Below are 17,048 nucleotides of genomic sequence, written 5' to 3'. Positions count from 1 at the left end.
GCCACGACCATGAACATCCAAGCGCCGGTTAACGTGGACAAGGCCGAACGCGTGCGCAGGGCCCGCGAGGAGGCCTATGCGACGCCGCTGGCGCAGTTCCATCCCGGCGCGCCCAGGCTGTTCCAGGACGACACCCTGTGGCCGTGGTTCGAACGGCTGCGCCAGGAAGAGCCGGTGCACTACTGCACCAATGCGCCGATCGACCCGTATTGGTCGGTGGTGAAGTACAACGACATCATGCATGTCGACACCAACCACAGCCTGTTCTCTTCCGATTCGACGCTCGGCGGTATCGGAATCCGCGACGTGCCTGAGGGCTATGATTGGCCCAGCTTCATCGCGATGGACCAGCCGCGGCATTCGTCGCAGCGCAAGACGGTGTCGCCGATGTTCACGCCGACGCATCTGGACGAACTGGCAAAATTGATCCGCCAGCGCGCGCAGACCGTGCTCGACAACTTGCCGCGCAACGAAACCTTCAATTTCGTCGAACGCGTCTCGATCGAGCTGACGACGCAGATGCTGGCCACCCTGTTCGATTTCCCCTGGGAAGAACGGCGCAAGCTGACGCGCTGGTCGGATGTCGCGACCGCCCTGCCCAAGAGCGGCATCGTTGCCTCCGCCGAAGAGCGCCGCCGCGAGATGGACGAATGCTATGCCTACATGTCCAAGCTGTGGAACGAGCGCGTCAACTCCGCGCCGCGCAACGATTTGTTGTCGCTGATGGCACACAACGACGCCACGCGCTTCATGGACCCCGACAACCTCATGGGCAATATCATCCTACTCATCGTCGGCGGCAACGACACGACCCGCAATACCATGACCGGCTCGGTGCTGGCGCTGAACGAGAACCCGGACCAGTACGACATGCTGCGGCAGAATCCGGCGCTGATCGATTCCATGGTGCCCGAGGTGATCCGCTGGCAGACCCCGCTCGCGCATATGCGGCGCACCGCGCTTGAGGATACCGAGATCGGCGGCAAGCACATCAAGAAAGGCGACCGCGTCGTGATGTGGTACGTCTCGGGCAACCGTGACGAGGAGATGTTCGAGAGGCCGAACGATTTCGTCATCGACCGCCCGCGGCCGCGCACCCACCTCTCCTTCGGCTTCGGCATCCACCGCTGCGTCGGCATGCGCCTCGCCGAGCTGCAGCTCAAGATCGTCTGGGAGGAGATGCTGAAGCGCTTCGACCGCATCGAGGTGGTCGGCGAACCCAAGCGGATCTATTCGAGCTTCATCAAGGGATACGAGTCGCTGCCGGTGAGGATTCCGGGGTAGGCGGCTACGCCGTCATTGCGGCGCGTTCAACTCTATCCCCTCACCCTGAGGAGCCTGCGAAGCGGGCGTCTCGAAGGGCGAGGCCGAGAGCGGGGCCTGCATCCTTCGAGACGCGCGCAAGGGCGCGCTCCTCAGGATGAGGATGAACACCTTTCGCGCGGATATAAAATTCCGGCATGACAGCTCGCACAACATGCGATGGGTCGCACACGGCCTTCTGTCCTAAACCGCACTGAAAGCATCTAGCTCAACTTGATGTCCCACACGCCGTCCTTGCGGCAGGCGGCGACCTCCTCGCGCAGGAGGGCGGTGACAGCGAGCGAGGCCGTCGAAACCGGACGGTCGATCGGAGAGGCGAATATGAGCTCGCGCGTCATCGGCTTCGAGACGACAGCTGTTTCCAGCCGCCCGTCCGCGACCTCGCCGTGGACCGACGAGGGCGGCAGCAGCGCGAAGCCGAGGCCTTCCTCGACGAGACTCGTGAGCACGCGGAACGAATCCGCCTCGAGCTGGATGTTGAGCTTGATCTTGCGCTGGGCGGCCGCGTGCTCGATCAGCGCGCGGAGGCCGTGGGAATGACTGGGCAGCACCAGGCGTTGCCGCAGCAGCCAGCCGACATCGACGCTCTTCTTGCGCGCGAGACCACAACCGCGCGGCCCGACCGCAACGATGTTGTCGCGGCCGAGGCTTTCGACGTTGAGATGCAGATCGGCGGAGCGGCCGTAGAGGATGGCGAGATCCATCTCGCCGCGATGCAGCCATTCGACCAGATGACCGCTGTAGCTCTCGACGATGCGCAGCGAAATGCCGGGAAACTTTTCGACGCAGCGCCGCGCGAAGCGCGCCGACAGCACGCAGCTCACGGTCGGAACCAGGCCGAGCACGACCTGGCCAGATGGCGGCCCCTTGGACGACTGGATGTCGTCGCGGATCTGGTCGATCTGCCGCACGATGCCGGAGGTGCGCGCCAGCAACAGGCGGCCGGCGTCCGTGAGCACCATGCCGCGGCCGTTGCGAGTGAACAATTCGATGCGCAGCTCGTGTTCCAGCAGCTTGATCTGCCGGCTGAGCGCCGGCTGCGCCACGCGCAACGTGTCGGACGCCTTGGAGAGGCTGCCGAGCTCCGCCACGCAACTGAAGGTCCTGAGCTGACGGAAATCCATGCTTGCCAATCCTGGAAGGCTACTCCATACGCTATAGCAAATGAGCATAGGGGGCTGGCATTGTTTTCACAACGCCAGAGGATCGGCCGGCGTTATCTTAACTGCCGCACCCAACGGAAAACGCCATGAGTGAAGAACACCACAGCGAAGATCATGCCGACATCCGCGAAGCCGTCGCAAAGCTCTGCGCGCAGTTTCCCGGCGAATACTGGCGCAAGCTCGACCGTGAGATGGCCTACCCCAAGGCGTTCGTCGATGCGCTGACCGAGGCCGGTTATCTCTCGGTGCTGATCCCCGAGGAATATGGCGGCGCAGGGCTCAAGCTTTCTGCGGCCGCCGCAATCCTCGAAGAAATCCAGCGCGCGGGCTGCAACGGCGGCGGCTGTCATGCCCAGATGTACACGATGGGCACCGTGCTTCGGCACGGCAATGACGAGCAGAAGGCAAAATACCTGCCGAAGGTCGCAAGCGGCGAACTGCGGCTGCAGGCGTTCGGCGTCACCGAGCCGACCAGCGGCACCGACACCACCTCGCTGAAGACTTTTGCGCGCAAGGACGGCAATGCCGGCTACATCGTCAACGGCCAGAAAATCTGGACCAGCCGCGCCGAGCATTCCGACCTGATGCTCCTGCTGGCGCGCACCACGCCGAAGGACCAGGTCAAGAAGCGCACCGACGGCCTTTCCGTGTTCATCGTCGACATGCGCGAAGCCAAGGACAAGGGTCTCGAGATCCGTCCGATCCGCACCATGATGAACCATGCCACCACCGAAGTGTTCTTCACCGACATGAAGGTGCCGGCGGAAAATCTGATCGGCGAGGAAGGCAAGGGCTTTCGCTACATCCTCTCCGGCATGAATGCCGAACGCATTTTGATTGCGGCCGAATGCGTCGGTGACGCCAAATGGTTCATCGCCAAGGCCACCAACTACGCCAAGGAGCGCAGCGTTTTCGGCCGGCCGATCGGCCAGAATCAAGGCGTCCAGTTTCCGATCGCCAAGGCCTACGCCGCGATGCGTGCGGCCGAGCTGATGGTGAAGGAAGCGACGCGGAAATACGAAGCCGGGCTCGACTGCGGCGCTGAAGCCAACATGGCGAAGATGCTGGGCGGCCGATGCGTCCTGGGAAGCAGCGAATGCCTGCGTCCAGACCCATGGCGGCTTTGGCTTCGCCGAGGAGTACGACGTCGAGCGCAAGTTCCGCGAGACGCGGCTCTATCAGGTCGCCCCGATCTCGACCAACCTCGTGCTGTCCTTCATCGCCGAGCACGTGCTCGGCATGCCCCGCTCGTATTGAGGCCGCATCATGGGAGCTCTTGACGGGATCAGGGTGATTGCGGTCGAGCAGGCCGTGGCAGCGCCGTTCTGCTCGTCGCGCCTGGCGGACGCCGGCGCGGAAGTCATCAAGATAGAGCGGCCGGAAGGCGATTTCGCCCGCGGCTATGACGCGGCGGCCAAGGGGCAAAGCAGCTACTTTGTGTGGCTCAACCGCGGCAAGCAATCGGCGGTGGTCGATCTCGCCACCAAGGAAGGCTGCGCTGAGCTCGAGAGGCTGATCGCGAGCGCCGACGTGCTGATCCAGAACCTCAAGCCGGGCTCGATGGACAAGCTCGGCTTTTCGCGCGAGCGGCTGCTGAAGGATTATCCAAAACTGATCTCGTGCACGATCACCGGCTATGGCGACGAGGGCCCCTACGCGCACCGCAAGGCCTATGATCTCTTGATCCAGGCCGAGAGCGGACTGGCTTCGATCACGGGCAATCCCGACGGCGCCTCGCGCGTCGGCATGTCGATTGTCGACGTCGCGACTGGTGCCACGGCGCATGCGGCGATTTTGGAAGCGCTGATCGGGCGCGGGCGCACCGGCAAGGGCGCCGACATCCGTATCTCGATGTTCGACGTGATGGCGGACTGGTGCACCGTGCCGCTGCTCAACTCCGAAGCCGGCAATCCACCGAAGCGCATGGGCCTGCGTCATCCCTCGATCGCACCCTACGGCGTGTTCACCTCCAGCGACGGCAAGGACATTCTGATCTCGATCCAGAGCGAGCGCGAGTGGAAGACGCTTTGCGCAAAAGTGCTGGACCAGCCGGATTTGTCCTCCGATCCCCGTGTCGCCAACATGGTCGAGCGCGTGCGCAACCGCGACTTCACCGACCAGACGGTCGCGGATGCCTTCGGCAAGATGACGCGCGATGAGCTGTTGAAGCGGCTGTCCGATGCCGATATCGCCTTTGCCGAGGTCAACACCATGGCCGACCTCACCAACCATCCGCATCTGCGCCGCATCGAGGTCGACACGCCGCAGGGACGTGTCAGCTATCCCGCGCCGGCGCCGATCATTGTCGGCGAGACGCGCGCCTATGGCGCGGTGCCCGGCATCGGCGAAAATCCCCAATCCAGGAAATAACCAGAGCGAGGCGTCATGACCGGGAAGCTCGACATCGATCATCTCAGGCAATGGATCGGCCGCAGCGAAGAAGCGACCGACACCGTCACCGCGCAGCTCGTGAAGGGTTTGCGCGCGACGCTGTTCCAGGAGGTCGGCGCGCCCAAGGCTGGCGATGCGGCGCCGTTTACGGTGCATTGGTGCCTGGCCCAGCCGGTGTTTCCGATGTCGATGCTCGGCCCCGACGGCCACCCCACCCGCGGCGGCTTCCTGCCGCCGGTGCCGCTGCCGCGCAGGATGTGGGCCGGCGGCGAGATCAAATTTTTTCAGCCCCTGCGCGTCGGTGACGAATCGACGCGGACCTCGCGCATCGCCGATGTGCAGGTAAAGACAGGATCGACCGGCACGCTGTGCTTCGTCTCGGTCGAGCACAACATCTCCTCGCCGCGCGGCGTCGCCATCCGCGAGCGCCAGGACATCGTCTATCGCGAGATGACAACCACGCAGGCCACGACCACAAAGGCAACGCCTCCGTCGCCGCAGGCGCAGCATCGCGAGACCTATGTGTCGGATCCCGTGCTGCTGTTTCGTTATTCCGCGCTGACCTTCAACGGCCACCGCATCCATTACGACCGCGATTACGTCACTGCGGTCGAGGGCTATCCGGGCCTGATCTTCCACGGACCGTTGCAGGCCACGTTCATCATCGAGATGGCGGCGAAGCTGCGCGGCGGCAAGGCGCCGACGAAGTTCACCTATCGCGGCGTGCAGCCGCTGTTCGAAGGCAGCGAGTTTTCCATCAACGCCAACGAGACCGAGGCCGGCATGGAGCTGTGGACCGCGAACGCGGAGGGACAGTCGACCATGAAGGGCACGGCGGTGTGGTAATCCTCGTCATTGCGAGCGCAGCGAAGCAATCCAGAATCTTTCCGCGGAGATAGTCTGGATTGCTTCGTCGCAAGGGCTCCTCGCAATGACGGTGGGGCTGGGAGCGTCGATAAATAACAGGGGACGGAAACCAATGTCCAAGAGCGGCAAGACCGGCAACAAATCCGTCACCGTCAAGCAGGCCACGCTCGACCTGCTGCGATCCTTTGGCATTAAGAAAGTCTTCGGCAATCCCGGCTCGACCGAGCTGCCGTTCCTGAGCGACTGGCCCGATGACATCGACTACGTGCTGGCGCTGCAAGAAGCGAGCGCCGTCGGCATGGCCGACGGTTACGCGCAGGCAACACGCAATGCCGGCTTCGTCAATCTTCATTCGGCGGCCGGCGTCGGCAACGCGCTCGGCAACATCTACACCGCGCATCGCAACCAGACGCCGCTGGTGATCACCGCGGGCCAGCAGGCGCGCTCGATCCTTCCCTTGCAGGCGTTCCTGTTTGCGGAGCGCGCGTCCGAATTTCCGCGGCCCTACGTAAAGTACAGCGTCGAGCCGGCGCGGCCCGAGGACGTGCCGGCGGCGATCGCGCGCGCTTATTACACAGCGATGCAACCGCCATGCGGGCCGACCTTCGTGTCGATCCCGGTCGACGACTGGGCCCATGCGGCAGCTGCCGTCGAAGCGCGCAAGGTCAGCCGCGAGATCGGCCCTGAGCCTGATGCAATGAAGGCGCTGGTCGCAGCACTGGCCTCGGCCAAGCACCCCGCCCTCGTCGTCGGCCCCGGCGTCGACCGCGCCGGCGCCGTCGACCTGATGGTGCGCGTCGCCGAGAAGGCCAAGGCCAGCGTGTGGGTCAGCCCGTTCTCGGCGCGCTGCTCGTTCCCCGAGCGGCATCCGCAGTTCGCAGGTTTCCTGCATGCGTCGCCGGCGCAACTTTCCGACGCGCTGCGCGAGCACGATCTCGTCGTCGTCATCGGCGCGCCGGTTTTCACCTTCCACGTCGAAGGCCACGCCGCGATCTTCGACGGCGGCGCGACGATTTTCCAGATCACCGACGACCCGGATGCCGCGGCGGTGACGCCGGTCGGCACCAGCATCATCGCGACGATGAAGCCGGCGCTCGCAATGCTGCTCGACCTGTTGCCGGAGAGCAAACGCGCCGCGCCGACGAGCCGCACGCTGCCGCCGGCGCCACAGGCTGCCGATCCGCTGCCGGTCGAATTTCTGTTGCACTCGTTGTCGCAGGCGATGCCGGAAGGCGCGTCACTGGTCGAGGAAGCGCCCTCGCACCGGCCGGCGATGCAAAAATTCATGCCGATGCGCGGCCAGGACAGCTTTTTACACCATGGCAAGCGGCGGCCTCGGCCACTCCCTGCCCGCCGCTGTCGGCATGGCGCTCGGCAAGCCGAACAGCCGCACGGTGTGCCTGATCGGCGACGGCTCGGCGATGTACTCCATCCAGGCGCTGTGGACCGCCGCGCAGCGCAAGCTGCCGCTCACGATCGTCGTCATCAACAATTCCGGCTACGGCGCGATGCGTTCGTTCAGCCAGGTGATGCAGGTGCGCAACGTGCCGGGGCTCGAGCTGCCGGGGATCGATTTCGTGCGGCTCGCCGAAGGCATGGGTTGCCATGCAGTGCGGGTAAGCAAGGCGGCGGAGCTTGGCGAGGCGCTGAAGCGCGGGCTGGCGTTTGCGGGGACGAGCCTTGTGGAGGTGGTCGTGGATTCGGCGGTGCCGGTGCTGTACGGGCAGAAGCATTAGCAGCGCGCTGCGATTTCATGTCGTCGTCCTGGCGAAAGCCAGGACCCATTACCCCAAGAGGTAGCTTGGCGAAGGCTTTTCATTTGGTATTGCGACCGCGCGCTCCAGTTAGATCACGCGGTATGGGTCCTGGCCTTCGCCAGGACGACACTGAAGTTGTCGTGCGCGCTCCCTACGTCCCGAACTCGTCCCGCATCTTCGCCTGGATCTTGGCCATGCCGCCGATCCAGCGGTCGTAATTCTCAGTCTTCTTGCGCATGTAGCCGAGCACCTGCGGGTGCGGCAGGATCAAAAAGGTCTCCTGATCGAGGCCGGCGAGCACGTCCTTCGCGACCTGCTCCGGCGTGAGATCGCCGTCGCCGGATTGCGGGCCCTTGGGGATCGCGCGCAGCATGTTGGTGTCGACGCCCTGCGGGCAGAGGATCGAGACGCGGATGTTGTGGGCCTTGTGCGAGATCGCGAGATTTTCGGCAAAGCCGACCGCCGCATGCTTGGTGGTGGAGTAAGCGGGACTGCCGACCTGCGACAGCAGGCCTGCGGCCGAGATCGTGTTGAGGAAATAGCCGCCGCCGCGCGCTTTCATGCGGGGGATCAGATGCCGTGCCGCATAGACATGCGCCATGACGTGGATAGCCCAGCTTCGCTGCCACGGCTCGTCGGACGCGCCGCCGGCATTTTCCGACATCGGATCGAAACCGCCGCCGATCCCGGCATTGGAGCAGAACAATTCGATCGGGCCGAACTGCCGCTCGGTCTCCTCGATGACGTGGGAAATATCCTTTTCCTGCGCGACGTCGCATTTGAAGGCCGCGCCATCCATTGTGGCTGCGACCGCCCTCGCGTTGGCGGCGTCCATGTCGGCGACGACGACCTTGGCCGCACCAGCCCTGTGAAACGCCTCGCACAGCGCCTTGCCGATGCCGTTGGCGCCGCCCGTGACGACCACGACCTTGCCGGTCACCTGCATGCGACGTCTCCTCTTGTCTTATACCGCTTCGCTTATTCCGCTTCGCAGATCTTGCTCAGCTCAACACGAGGTCGAGCACCGCGGTATAATGGCACGCCGCCCCGGCCAAGACAAAGCCGTGCCAGATCGCATTCTGGAAGCGCAGCCGCCGCCAGGTATGGAAGATCACGCCAAAACTGTAGAGCAGGCCGCCCGCCAGGATGAAGCTCAGCACCAGCGCAGGCAGCGCCTTGACCACGGAATCGTAGAGCATCACGCCGCTCCAGCCCATGGCGAGGTAGATGCCGACCGCCACGCGGTCGAACCGGCCGGGATAGAGAAGTTTCAGCACGATGCCGAGCATCGCCACGCACCAGACGCCGGCGAGCAGCACCAGCGCGAACCCGCTGTCCTTCACCTCCAGGATGAACGGCGTGTAGGTCGCGGCGATCAGGAGATAGATCGCGGAATGGTCGAACCGCCGCAGCAGCCATTTTGCCGGCGAGACCGGCCAGAGATTATAGGACGCCGAAAACACCAGCATCGAGAGCAGGCCGGCGACGTAGATCGAGACCCCCACGATGTCGGTCGCGTCGGCATAGAGCACCGTCAGCACCACCAGCACGGTCGCGGCGATGATGCCGCAGAGCACGCCGATCGCGTGGACGACGCCATCGGCAATCAGTTCGGCGCGATCAAAATTCCGGCCGATCGCGTCGGCGGCGGCATGGACGGAGGTGGATGCGAGCTGTTTCAACTGGAAGACGGTCATGGCAATCCGTAAGGCGAGACAATACGCTCTTGTATGGGTGTTTCGGGATCGGCGCGTCGTTCAAACGGGTGATTTGCCGACAAAGGCGGTGAAAGTATGAAACTTGATTTTCCTCAGGCAGTTGCCACTTTTGTGACTAGTCCTTTTTGCGTATTCGCCCTCGCCCGGGATTCCCGACGTTCATATGGCATTTAGTTTCCAGGATATGGTCGAGGAGGCGCGCCTGTCGACTCGGGCGCTGATCGACTACGGCGAGCATTTCTTCAATCCGACGGTACGATTGGGGGTTACCGGCCTGTCCCGGGCCGGCAAGACGGTGTTCATCACCGCGCTGATCCACGGCCTCACCCGTGGCGGCCGGTTTCCGGTGTTCGAGGCCTATTCATCGGGCCGGATCGCGCGGGCGCATCTGGCGCCGCAGCCGGACGATGCCGTGCCGCGCTTTGCCTATGAGAGCCATTTGCGCGCGCTGATCGAGGAGCGGCGCTGGCCGAACTCGACGGTCGACATCAGCGAGCTCAGGCTCGTGATCGACTACCAGCGCCAGAACGGCGCGGATCGCACGCTGACGCTCGACATCGTCGATTATCCCGGCGAATGGTTGCTCGACCTGCCGCTGCTCCACAAGAGTTTTGAGCAATGGTCGGCCGAAAGCCTGGCGCTGTCGCGCGAGGCGCCGCGCGCGCATCTGGCCGCGGATTGGCACGCGCATCTCGCAACGCTCAAGCCCGACGCTTGCGAGGACGAGCAGGCGACGCTGACGGCCGCAAAGCTCTTCAGGGGCTATCTGCAAGGTTGCCGCGACGAGCGGTTTGCGATGAGCCTGCTGCCGCCCGGCCGCTTCCTGATGCCGGGCAATCTCGCCGACACACCGGCGCTGACCTTTGCGCCGCTCGACGTCTCGATTGGCGGCCAGGCGCCGGAGGGATCGCTGTGGGCGATGATGGTGCGCCGCTTTGAGGCCTACAAGGACGTCGTGGTGCGGCCGTTCTTCAGGGATCATTTTGCCCGGCTCGATCGCCAGATCGTGCTGGCCGATGCGCTCGCGGCATTCAACTCCGGCCCCGAAGCGCTGCACGATCTCGAAGCCGCACTCGCCGGCATTCTCGACTGCTTTCGCATCGGCCGCAGCACGTTCCTCTCCGGCCTGTTCAGGCCGCGCATCGACCGCATCCTGTTCGCGGCGACCAAGGCCGACCATCTGCATCATTCCAGCCACGACCGGCTTGAGGCGGTGCTGCGCCGCGCCGTCTCGGGTGCCGTTGCGCGCGCGGAAAATACCGGCGCGGAGATCGACGTCGTCGCGCTCGCCGCCGTCCGCGCCACGCGCGAGGCGCAGGTCGCGCATGGCCGTGATAAATTGCCGTCGATTTTGGGGACACCGGCCGCGGGCGAAAGCACCGGCGGCGAGTTCTTCGACGGCAACACCGAGGTCGCGACCTTTCCGGGCGACCTGCCGCTCGACCCCGAGCCGCTGTTCAACGGCATCGATGCGTTCCGCGGGCTCTCGACCGAGGCCGCCGCGAAGAGCGATTTCCGCTTCCTGCGCTTCCGCCCGCCAAAGCTCGACCGCGAGGGTTCCGACGCGCCGGTGCTGCCTCACATCCGCCTCGACCGTGCCTTGCAGTTCCTGATCGGAGACAAGCTGTCATGAACGACCGATCGAAGCCACGGCGGCCGGCGACGTTCCGGCTCGACGATCCCGGCGTCGTCATCACCAAAGGCGACGAGACGGCGCGCCTCGGCCGCACCACCATCCAGATCACGCCGGAGCCCGATCCGGCGAACTTGCCGGTGCCGATCGCGCCGGCGCTTCCGGCGCGACGCGGCCTGCCCTGGGGCGCATTGTTCTGGTCGGGCGTCGCCGGGTTGACGCTGCTCGGCATCGGGCTCGGCGTGGTGCATCTGATCGAGGATTTGTTTGCGCGCAGCGAGAGCCTCGGCTTTGTCGGACTGGCTCTTGCGTTTGTCACCGCGCTTGCGCTCGCGGTGGTGATCGGACGCGAGGCGTTCGGGCTGGCGCGCCTCGCAACAATCGAGAAGCTTCATGAGCGTGCAACCGCCGTGCTCGCCAGCGACGACCGCAAGGAGAGCCGCATCATCGTGCAGGATCTGCTCAAGATCGCGCATCAGAACCCGCGGCTCGCGCGCGCCCGCGCCGCGCTGGAGAGCCATGCCGGCGAGATCATCGACGGCGCCGACATGATCCGGCTCGCCGAGCGCGAATTGATGTCGCCGCTGGACATCGAGGCACGGCAGCTGGTGTCGTCGGCTGCGCAAAAAGTCTCGATCGTCACAGCGGTCTCGCCCCGCGCGCTGATCGATGTGCTGTTCGTGTTCGTGGCGTCGCTGCGCCTGATCCGCCAACTTGCCCGGCTCTATGGCGGCCGCCCCGGCGCGCTCGGCATGATCCGCCTGCTCCGCCACGTCATCGCTCATCTCGCCATCACCGGCGGCATGGCCGCTAGCGACAGCCTGGTGCAGCAGATGCTCGGCCACGGGATTGCGGCGAAGCTGTCGCAGCGGCTGGGCGAAGGCGTGCTGAATGGATTGCTGACGGCGCGGCTGGGCCTCGCTGCGATCGACGTCACACGGCCGCTGCCGTTCGCGGCACTGCCGCCGCCGAAGTTGTCGGATCTCGCGACGGATCTGTTGCGGAAGAGGGACGACGAGGAGTAGCGCATTGCTTGCGCGGCGCGCTCGCTTCCCTCGTCAGGCTAACACGCGCTTCTCGAACTCGCCCGCCAGCACGCGCCACTGGAATAGCGGCGAGTCCTTCGGCGGCGACAGCTCCGGGGTCCAGCCAGTCAGCTTCTCCACCACATAATTGTCCATCACGAGGCCGCGCCAGCGTCGTTCGACCTGGCCGAGTTGCTCGCGCTTGGCCGGGATCGAATCCCATAGCGATGAGCGATTGTCCGGCTCTCGCCCGACATAAATGCCCGCGTGGTCACTGATCCGGTCCATGCCGGGATCGCGGAAATCCTGGAAGCGGCCGCGCTCGTTGATCTCGATCACGGGCACGCGGCCCCTGAACAGCCAGCGCATCATGGCGTAGGTGCGGTAGTCCGTGGTTGCGATCCAGGTTGCGCCGGTCTCATCCAGCGCGGCCTGCGCGCGCGCTGCGACCTGCTCGTAACCGGACTCGGCACCGATCGGATCGATCTTGCCGAGCAAATTCCAGGGCGCGGCGACGTAATAGAGGAACACGACCACGACGAAAGCGATGCCCGACACCACCGCCGTGTTGACCCAGAACAGCGACGATCTGAGCATCCGCGCCGACCATTTTTCACGCGTCATCATGGTGAGGTTGACAGCGGCAGCGGCGAAGCCGACCGGCCACATGAACATCGGCCAGGTGTCGCCGACCCGAAGCGTCAGCGATTTCGCCAGGAAATAGAAGAACGGCACCAAGACCGCGGTCGACAGCAAAATCGCGACCGGCTCGCGCGTGCGATAGCCGCGCCAAGCCGTCAGCACCAGCCCCGTCAGCACCACCGGCAGCATGACGAAACCGACCAGCCCGAATTGCAGGCCGATGTAATCGCCGAAGGTGCGGAGCGAGATGCCGTAGCTGGTGGTGGCGCGCACGCCCTGAAAGCGGATAGCGGCCCAGTCGTGCTGCACGTTCCAGATCAGGACCGGAGAGAACACCGCGATTGCGATCAGGACCGCGAGGTACGGATAGGGGCTGCGCAGCCAGCGCCAGCGCCAATCCGGCACCAGCAGAAAGGCGGCAACCGCCGGCGCGAACATGATCACGGTGAATTTCGACAGCATCGCCAACCCGGCGAACAGGCCGGCCGCAAGCCACCAGCGGCCGTCGCCGCCCTGCGCAAGCCGCACCAGGGACCATATCATCGCCACCGCAAACGGGATCATGGCGACATCGGGCGCGACCTTGGCCATCAGCAGACCGTAGTAGAGCGCGGCCTCCGGCATCAGCACCGCGAGCACGACGGCGCGCACATCATGGGTGAGGCGGCGGACGATATCGGCGAGCAGGAGCTGCGTCACCAGCATCGCGACGATGCCGCCGAAGCGCACACCGAGCGTGGTGTCGCCGAAGATGGCGGTGCCGAACCGGATCAGCCAGGCGATGCCCGGGGGGTGATCGAGGAAGCTGAGCGCTGTCTCCTGCGACCAGGTCCAGTAATAGGCCTCATCCGTGCGCAGCTCGATCGCGGAGGCGTAGACGATGCGCAGCAGCGTCATCGCGGCAATGATCGCAGCGGCCATGACGAGTGGCCGGCGCGCGGCGCCATTGGGGAGCACGGTGATATCGGGAGCTGTCGTCACGGCCGCGCTTTTCGCCAACCTGGGACGGGGAGTCAATGCGGGGGTACCGTGCACCTGGTGTCGCGCCGGACAAGCGAGCGACGATCCCAGCCCCGACGAGGAGACCGGTGGGCAAAGCGAAGCGCGGCCACCCTAAGTGCCGATTGGTGGGCACGGCGCCAAGGCGCCTCGGCCCAACCTACGATTTCGTAACCGTGCCGCGTATGTGATCCCGCAAGCTGTCCAGCCCCGGAATTAAACGCGACGCTGGCTGTTCTCCTTCATGAACTGATAGAACAGAATCATGGCCGCCACCGCATCCTCACGATTTTTCGAGCTTTCCCGCGCCATCAGCTTGCGGCAGGTGCGGCTGGTCTGCGGCGTCATTTTGTTCGCCTATGTGGTCAGCCATTTCCTCAACCATGCGCTCGGCAACATCTCGGTCGATGCCATGGAGATCGGAGTCTATTACCACACGCTGTTCTGGCAGTTCCTGCCGGTTGCGATCGTGTTCTACGCGGCGGCGCTCACGCATATGGGGCTCGGCATCTACGCGCTGTATCAGCGCCGGCAGTTCCGCTGGCGGACGGTCGAGCCGCTGCAACTCGTGCTGGGCTTAAGCATCCCCGCGCTGGTCATGGCGCATGTGATCGGCGTGCGGCTCGGCCAGACGCTGTACGGACACCAAAAACTCTATCCGCAGGAACTCTATCTGTTCTTCGTCGCGTCGAACCGAATCTGGACCATGACGATCCTGCTGATCATTGCCTGGGTGCACGGCTGCATCGGCATCTTTTTCTGGCTCCGCCTCAAATCATTCTTCACGCGCGCGGCGCCCTATCTGCTCGCGGCGGCTGTGCTGATCCCGACGCTGTCGCTGCTTGGTGTCTACCAGGGTGGCCGCAGCGTCGAGGTCGAGGCCGACGACGGGGAATGGCGGACGCATAATCTCACGCACCGCCAGGTCGGCACCGCCGCCGAGGCCGCGACGCTCGACCGCATCACCGGCGGCCTCACCGCCGGCTATCTCGGACTGCTGGGGCTGGCGCTGCTGGCGCGCGGCGCACGCGCCTTGCGCGAGCGGCGCGGTGGCATGATCGCGCTGTCCTACGGCAACGGCAAGACGGTGCGCGTTCCCAAGGGCCTCTCCGTGCTGGAAGCGAGCCTGCGTCACAATCTGCCGCATGCGAGCGTCTGCGGTGGCCGCGCCCGCTGCTCGACCTGCCGCATCCGCATCATCGGCGATCATGGCGCCCTGCCCGAGCCGTCGCAGCGCGAGGCGTTCGTGCTCACCCGTGTCGGCACCAGCGATCCATCGATCAGGCTGGCCTGCCAGCTGCGGCCGACATCGGACCTCTCCTTCTTCCAGCTCTTCACCTCGCATACTCTATCGGCGAACGCGCAGGCCTCGACGCCCGCCAGAATCGGCCAGGAGCGCTATCTCGTCAGCCTGTTCGTGGACATGCGCGGCTCGACGCAGCTGGCCGAGAAGCGGCTGCCGTTCGATACCGTGTTCATCGTCAACCGCTTCCTCGGCGCCGTCTCGCAGGCCGTGATCGAGAACGGCGGCCAGCCGAACCAGTTCGTCGGCGACGGCATGCTGGCGCTGTTCGGGCTCTCCGCCGATCCGCAGAACGCCTGCCGGCAGGCGCTGAAGGCCGCCGCCGGGATCGCCACGCAAATCGACGAGCTCAACGAGCTGCTGGGCCACGATCTGCGCCAGCCGATCCGCTTCGGCATCGGCATTCACGGCGGCGAGGTCATCGTCGGCGACATCGGCTATCGGGATCACATCGTCTTCACGGCACTGGGCGATGCCGTCAACGTCGCGGCCCGCCTCCAGGACATGACCAAGACACTGGCCTGCGAAGCGATCGTCTCGGAGGAAGTCCGCCGCACCGCGGGCCTCGCCGACGACGCGCTGCCGCAGCACGAGGTCGCGATCCGTGGCCGCGACGAACCGATGGCCGTGCGCGTCGTCGCGGACGCCAGGGAGCTGTCGGCGCTCGTTGACCGGAGCGAGCGCGTGGCCGCGTAAGCCGCGCGAGAGGTGCGCTCCCTCTCCCGCTTGCGGGAGATAAGAGGGTTGGGGAGAGGGTGTCTCCGCGTAGGGACAATCCCTGAGAGGAGAAAGCCCTCACCCGCGCCTTCGGCGCGACCTCTCCCGCAAGCGGGAGAGGTGCACCGTCGCCTGCGGCTACGGCTCGGCTCAATCTCGTTACAAACGTAACACCGGCTTGCTGCAACGCAGCGGCATGGGCCTGCTGCGAAAGCACGAATTGACTTCAACTGAGTCGTTGCGACAGATGAGCGCAGGAACGCGGTGATGACCGCGATCCAACGACAAGCTCCGGGAGGAGACCACATGTTCGATCGACGCGACCTGCTCAAAGGAGCGGGCCTTGCCGCTATTACGGCCGCACTGAATTCAAGCAAGGCGCTGGCACTCGACACCGTCACCCTGCCCTTCGCCAATGGCGACCGGCCGTTGGTGAAATATCCACAGAAGCGGCCGATGATCGGCCTGACCGCCCGGCCGCCGCAGCTCGAGACGCCGTTCGCGGTGTTCAACGATGGCCCGATCACGCCGAACAACGCGTTCTTCGTGCGCTATCACCTTTCCGACCTGCCCTACAATCTCGACCCCGACAAGTTCACGCTCGAGATCAAGGGCAAGGTCGACAAGCCGCTCAAGCTGTCGCTCAAGGACATCAAGAAAATGAAGGCGAGCGAGATCGTCGCCGTCAACCAGTGCTCCGGCAACAGCCGCGGCCTCGTCGAGCCGCGCGTCGCCGGCGGCCAACTCGCCAACGGCGCGATGGGCAATGCGCGCTGGCGCGGCGTGCCGCTAAAGGCCGTGCTGGAGATGGCGGGCGTGCAGGCCGGCGCCAAGCAAGTCGTGTTCGGGGGCTTGGACGGCCCGGTCAGCGATAAGACTCCGGATTTCGCCAAGGCGCTCGACCTCGACCATGCCACCGACGGCGAGGTGATGCTGGCCTATGGCATGAACGGCGAGGATCTGCCGTTCCTCAACGGCTTCCCGCTGCGCCTGATCGTGCCCGGTTATTACGGCACCTACTGGGTCAAGCATCTCAACGAGATCACCGTCATCGACAATGTCTATGACGGCTTCTGGATGAAGTCGGCCTATCGCATTCCGGATACCCCGAACAATGCGATCGAGCCCGGCACCGCGCCGAAGGCGACGATCCCGATCAACCGCTTCACCCTTCGCTCCTTCATCACCAGCGTCAGTGACGGAGCCAAGCTGAAAGCTGGCGGCACGACGCTGCGCGGCATCGCCTTCGATGGCGGCAAGGGCATCAAGGAAGTCGCGGTCTCCACCGACGGCGGCAAGACCTGGACCAGCGCCAGGCTCGGCAAGGATATTGGCAAATACTCGTTCCGTGAATGGAAGCTGCCGGTGAAGCTCGCGGCCGGCTCCCACGAGCTCAAGGTGCGCGCCACCGGCAATGGCGGCGAAACCCAGCCGGATACACCGCGCTGGAATCCGGCGGGCTATCTACGCAACGTCGTCGAAACCGTCCGCGTCACCGTGGCCTGAGGGG

At 64.9% G+C, this 17,048-nt stretch carries 11 protein-coding genes and 2 pseudogenes; 9 read left to right on the top strand and 4 right to left on the bottom strand.

The genetic code is table 11. From position 1 onward, the window contains the following. The first annotated feature begins 9 nt into the window (after positions 1–9). Positions 10–1,284: a cytochrome P450 gene (locus ACVWYI_RS08405; protein WP_456661660.1), complete on the top strand. Its 1,275-nt coding sequence runs from the start codon at positions 10–12 to the stop codon at positions 1,282–1,284. Between the two features lie 242 nt (positions 1,285–1,526). Here the strand turns inward: ACVWYI_RS08405 and ACVWYI_RS08400 are convergent, their stop codons facing one another. Continuing rightward, positions 1,527–2,447: a LysR substrate-binding domain-containing protein gene (locus ACVWYI_RS08400; RefSeq protein WP_247348776.1), complete on the bottom strand. Its 921-nt coding sequence runs from the start codon at positions 2,445–2,447 to the stop codon at positions 1,527–1,529. Positions 2,448–2,572: 125 nt separating this feature from the next. Between ACVWYI_RS08400 and ACVWYI_RS08395 the strand changes: the two are divergent. From ACVWYI_RS08395 to mdlC, 4 genes and pseudogenes are all read left to right on the top strand, one after another. Continuing rightward, positions 2,573–3,743 (top strand): annotated as a pseudogene (locus ACVWYI_RS08395) (acyl-CoA dehydrogenase family protein). A gap of 9 nt (positions 3,744–3,752) precedes the next feature. Beyond that, positions 3,753–4,856: a CaiB/BaiF CoA transferase family protein gene (locus ACVWYI_RS08390; protein WP_247348772.1), complete on the top strand. Its 1,104-nt coding sequence runs from the start codon at positions 3,753–3,755 to the stop codon at positions 4,854–4,856. Between the two features lie 15 nt (positions 4,857–4,871). Next, positions 4,872–5,723: an FAS1-like dehydratase domain-containing protein gene (locus tag ACVWYI_RS08385; protein WP_247348770.1), complete on the top strand. Its 852-nt coding sequence runs from the start codon at positions 4,872–4,874 to the stop codon at positions 5,721–5,723. A 133-nt stretch (positions 5,724–5,856) separates the two neighbouring features. After that, a pseudogene (gene mdlC / locus ACVWYI_RS08380) lies at positions 5,857–7,480 on the top strand (benzoylformate decarboxylase). Between the two features lie 172 nt (positions 7,481–7,652). On the opposite strand, the gene ACVWYI_RS08375 reads toward mdlC, so the two are convergent. Together ACVWYI_RS08375 and trhA are read right to left on the bottom strand one after the other, a co-directional pair. Beyond that, complete coding sequence (locus tag ACVWYI_RS08375; protein ID WP_247348767.1) at positions 7,653–8,447, bottom strand: SDR family oxidoreductase; 795 nt, start codon at positions 8,445–8,447, stop codon at positions 7,653–7,655. A 55-nt stretch (positions 8,448–8,502) separates the two neighbouring features. Further along, complete coding sequence (trhA, locus tag ACVWYI_RS08370; RefSeq protein WP_247348766.1) at positions 8,503–9,198, bottom strand: PAQR family membrane homeostasis protein TrhA; 696 nt, start codon at positions 9,196–9,198, stop codon at positions 8,503–8,505. 184 nt (positions 9,199–9,382) lie between these two features. On the opposite strand from trhA, the gene ACVWYI_RS08365 reads away from it, so the two are divergent. Together ACVWYI_RS08365 and ACVWYI_RS08360 are read left to right on the top strand one after the other, a co-directional pair. Further along, positions 9,383–10,852, top strand: a complete 1,470-nt coding sequence (locus ACVWYI_RS08365) for a YcjX family protein (RefSeq protein ID WP_456661659.1) — start codon at positions 9,383–9,385, stop codon at positions 10,850–10,852. Next, complete coding sequence (locus ACVWYI_RS08360) at positions 10,849–11,877, top strand: YcjF family protein (RefSeq protein ID WP_247348764.1); 1,029 nt, start codon at positions 10,849–10,851, stop codon at positions 11,875–11,877. Before ACVWYI_RS08365 ends, ACVWYI_RS08360 begins: the two co-directional genes overlap by 4 nt. A 33-nt stretch (positions 11,878–11,910) precedes the next feature. Here the strand turns inward: ACVWYI_RS08360 and ACVWYI_RS08355 are convergent, their stop codons facing one another. Beyond that, positions 11,911–13,440 carry a glycosyltransferase family 39 protein gene (locus ACVWYI_RS08355; protein WP_247348858.1) on the bottom strand — a complete coding sequence of 510 codons (1,530 nt, stop codon included), beginning with the start codon at positions 13,438–13,440 and terminating at the stop codon, positions 11,911–11,913. Positions 13,441–13,783: 343 nt separating this feature from the next. On the opposite strand from ACVWYI_RS08355, the gene ACVWYI_RS08350 reads away from it, so the two are divergent. Beyond that, positions 13,784–15,517 carry an adenylate/guanylate cyclase domain-containing protein gene (locus ACVWYI_RS08350; RefSeq protein ID WP_247348763.1) on the top strand — a complete coding sequence of 578 codons (1,734 nt, stop codon included), beginning with the start codon at positions 13,784–13,786 and terminating at the stop codon, positions 15,515–15,517. Between the two features lie 327 nt (positions 15,518–15,844). Continuing rightward, the gene (sorA, locus tag ACVWYI_RS08345; RefSeq protein WP_247348762.1) at positions 15,845–17,044 is read left to right on the top strand and encodes a SorA family sulfite dehydrogenase catalytic subunit; all 1,200 of its coding nucleotides are present in this window, start codon (positions 15,845–15,847) and stop codon (positions 17,042–17,044) included. Positions 17,045–17,048 lie beyond the last annotated feature (4 nt).

It is taken from the genome of Bradyrhizobium sp. LB13.1 (assembly GCF_054056815.1).
The sequence above is the reverse complement of the archived record's forward strand: the minus strand, read 5'-3'. Positions and strand labels throughout refer to the sequence as shown.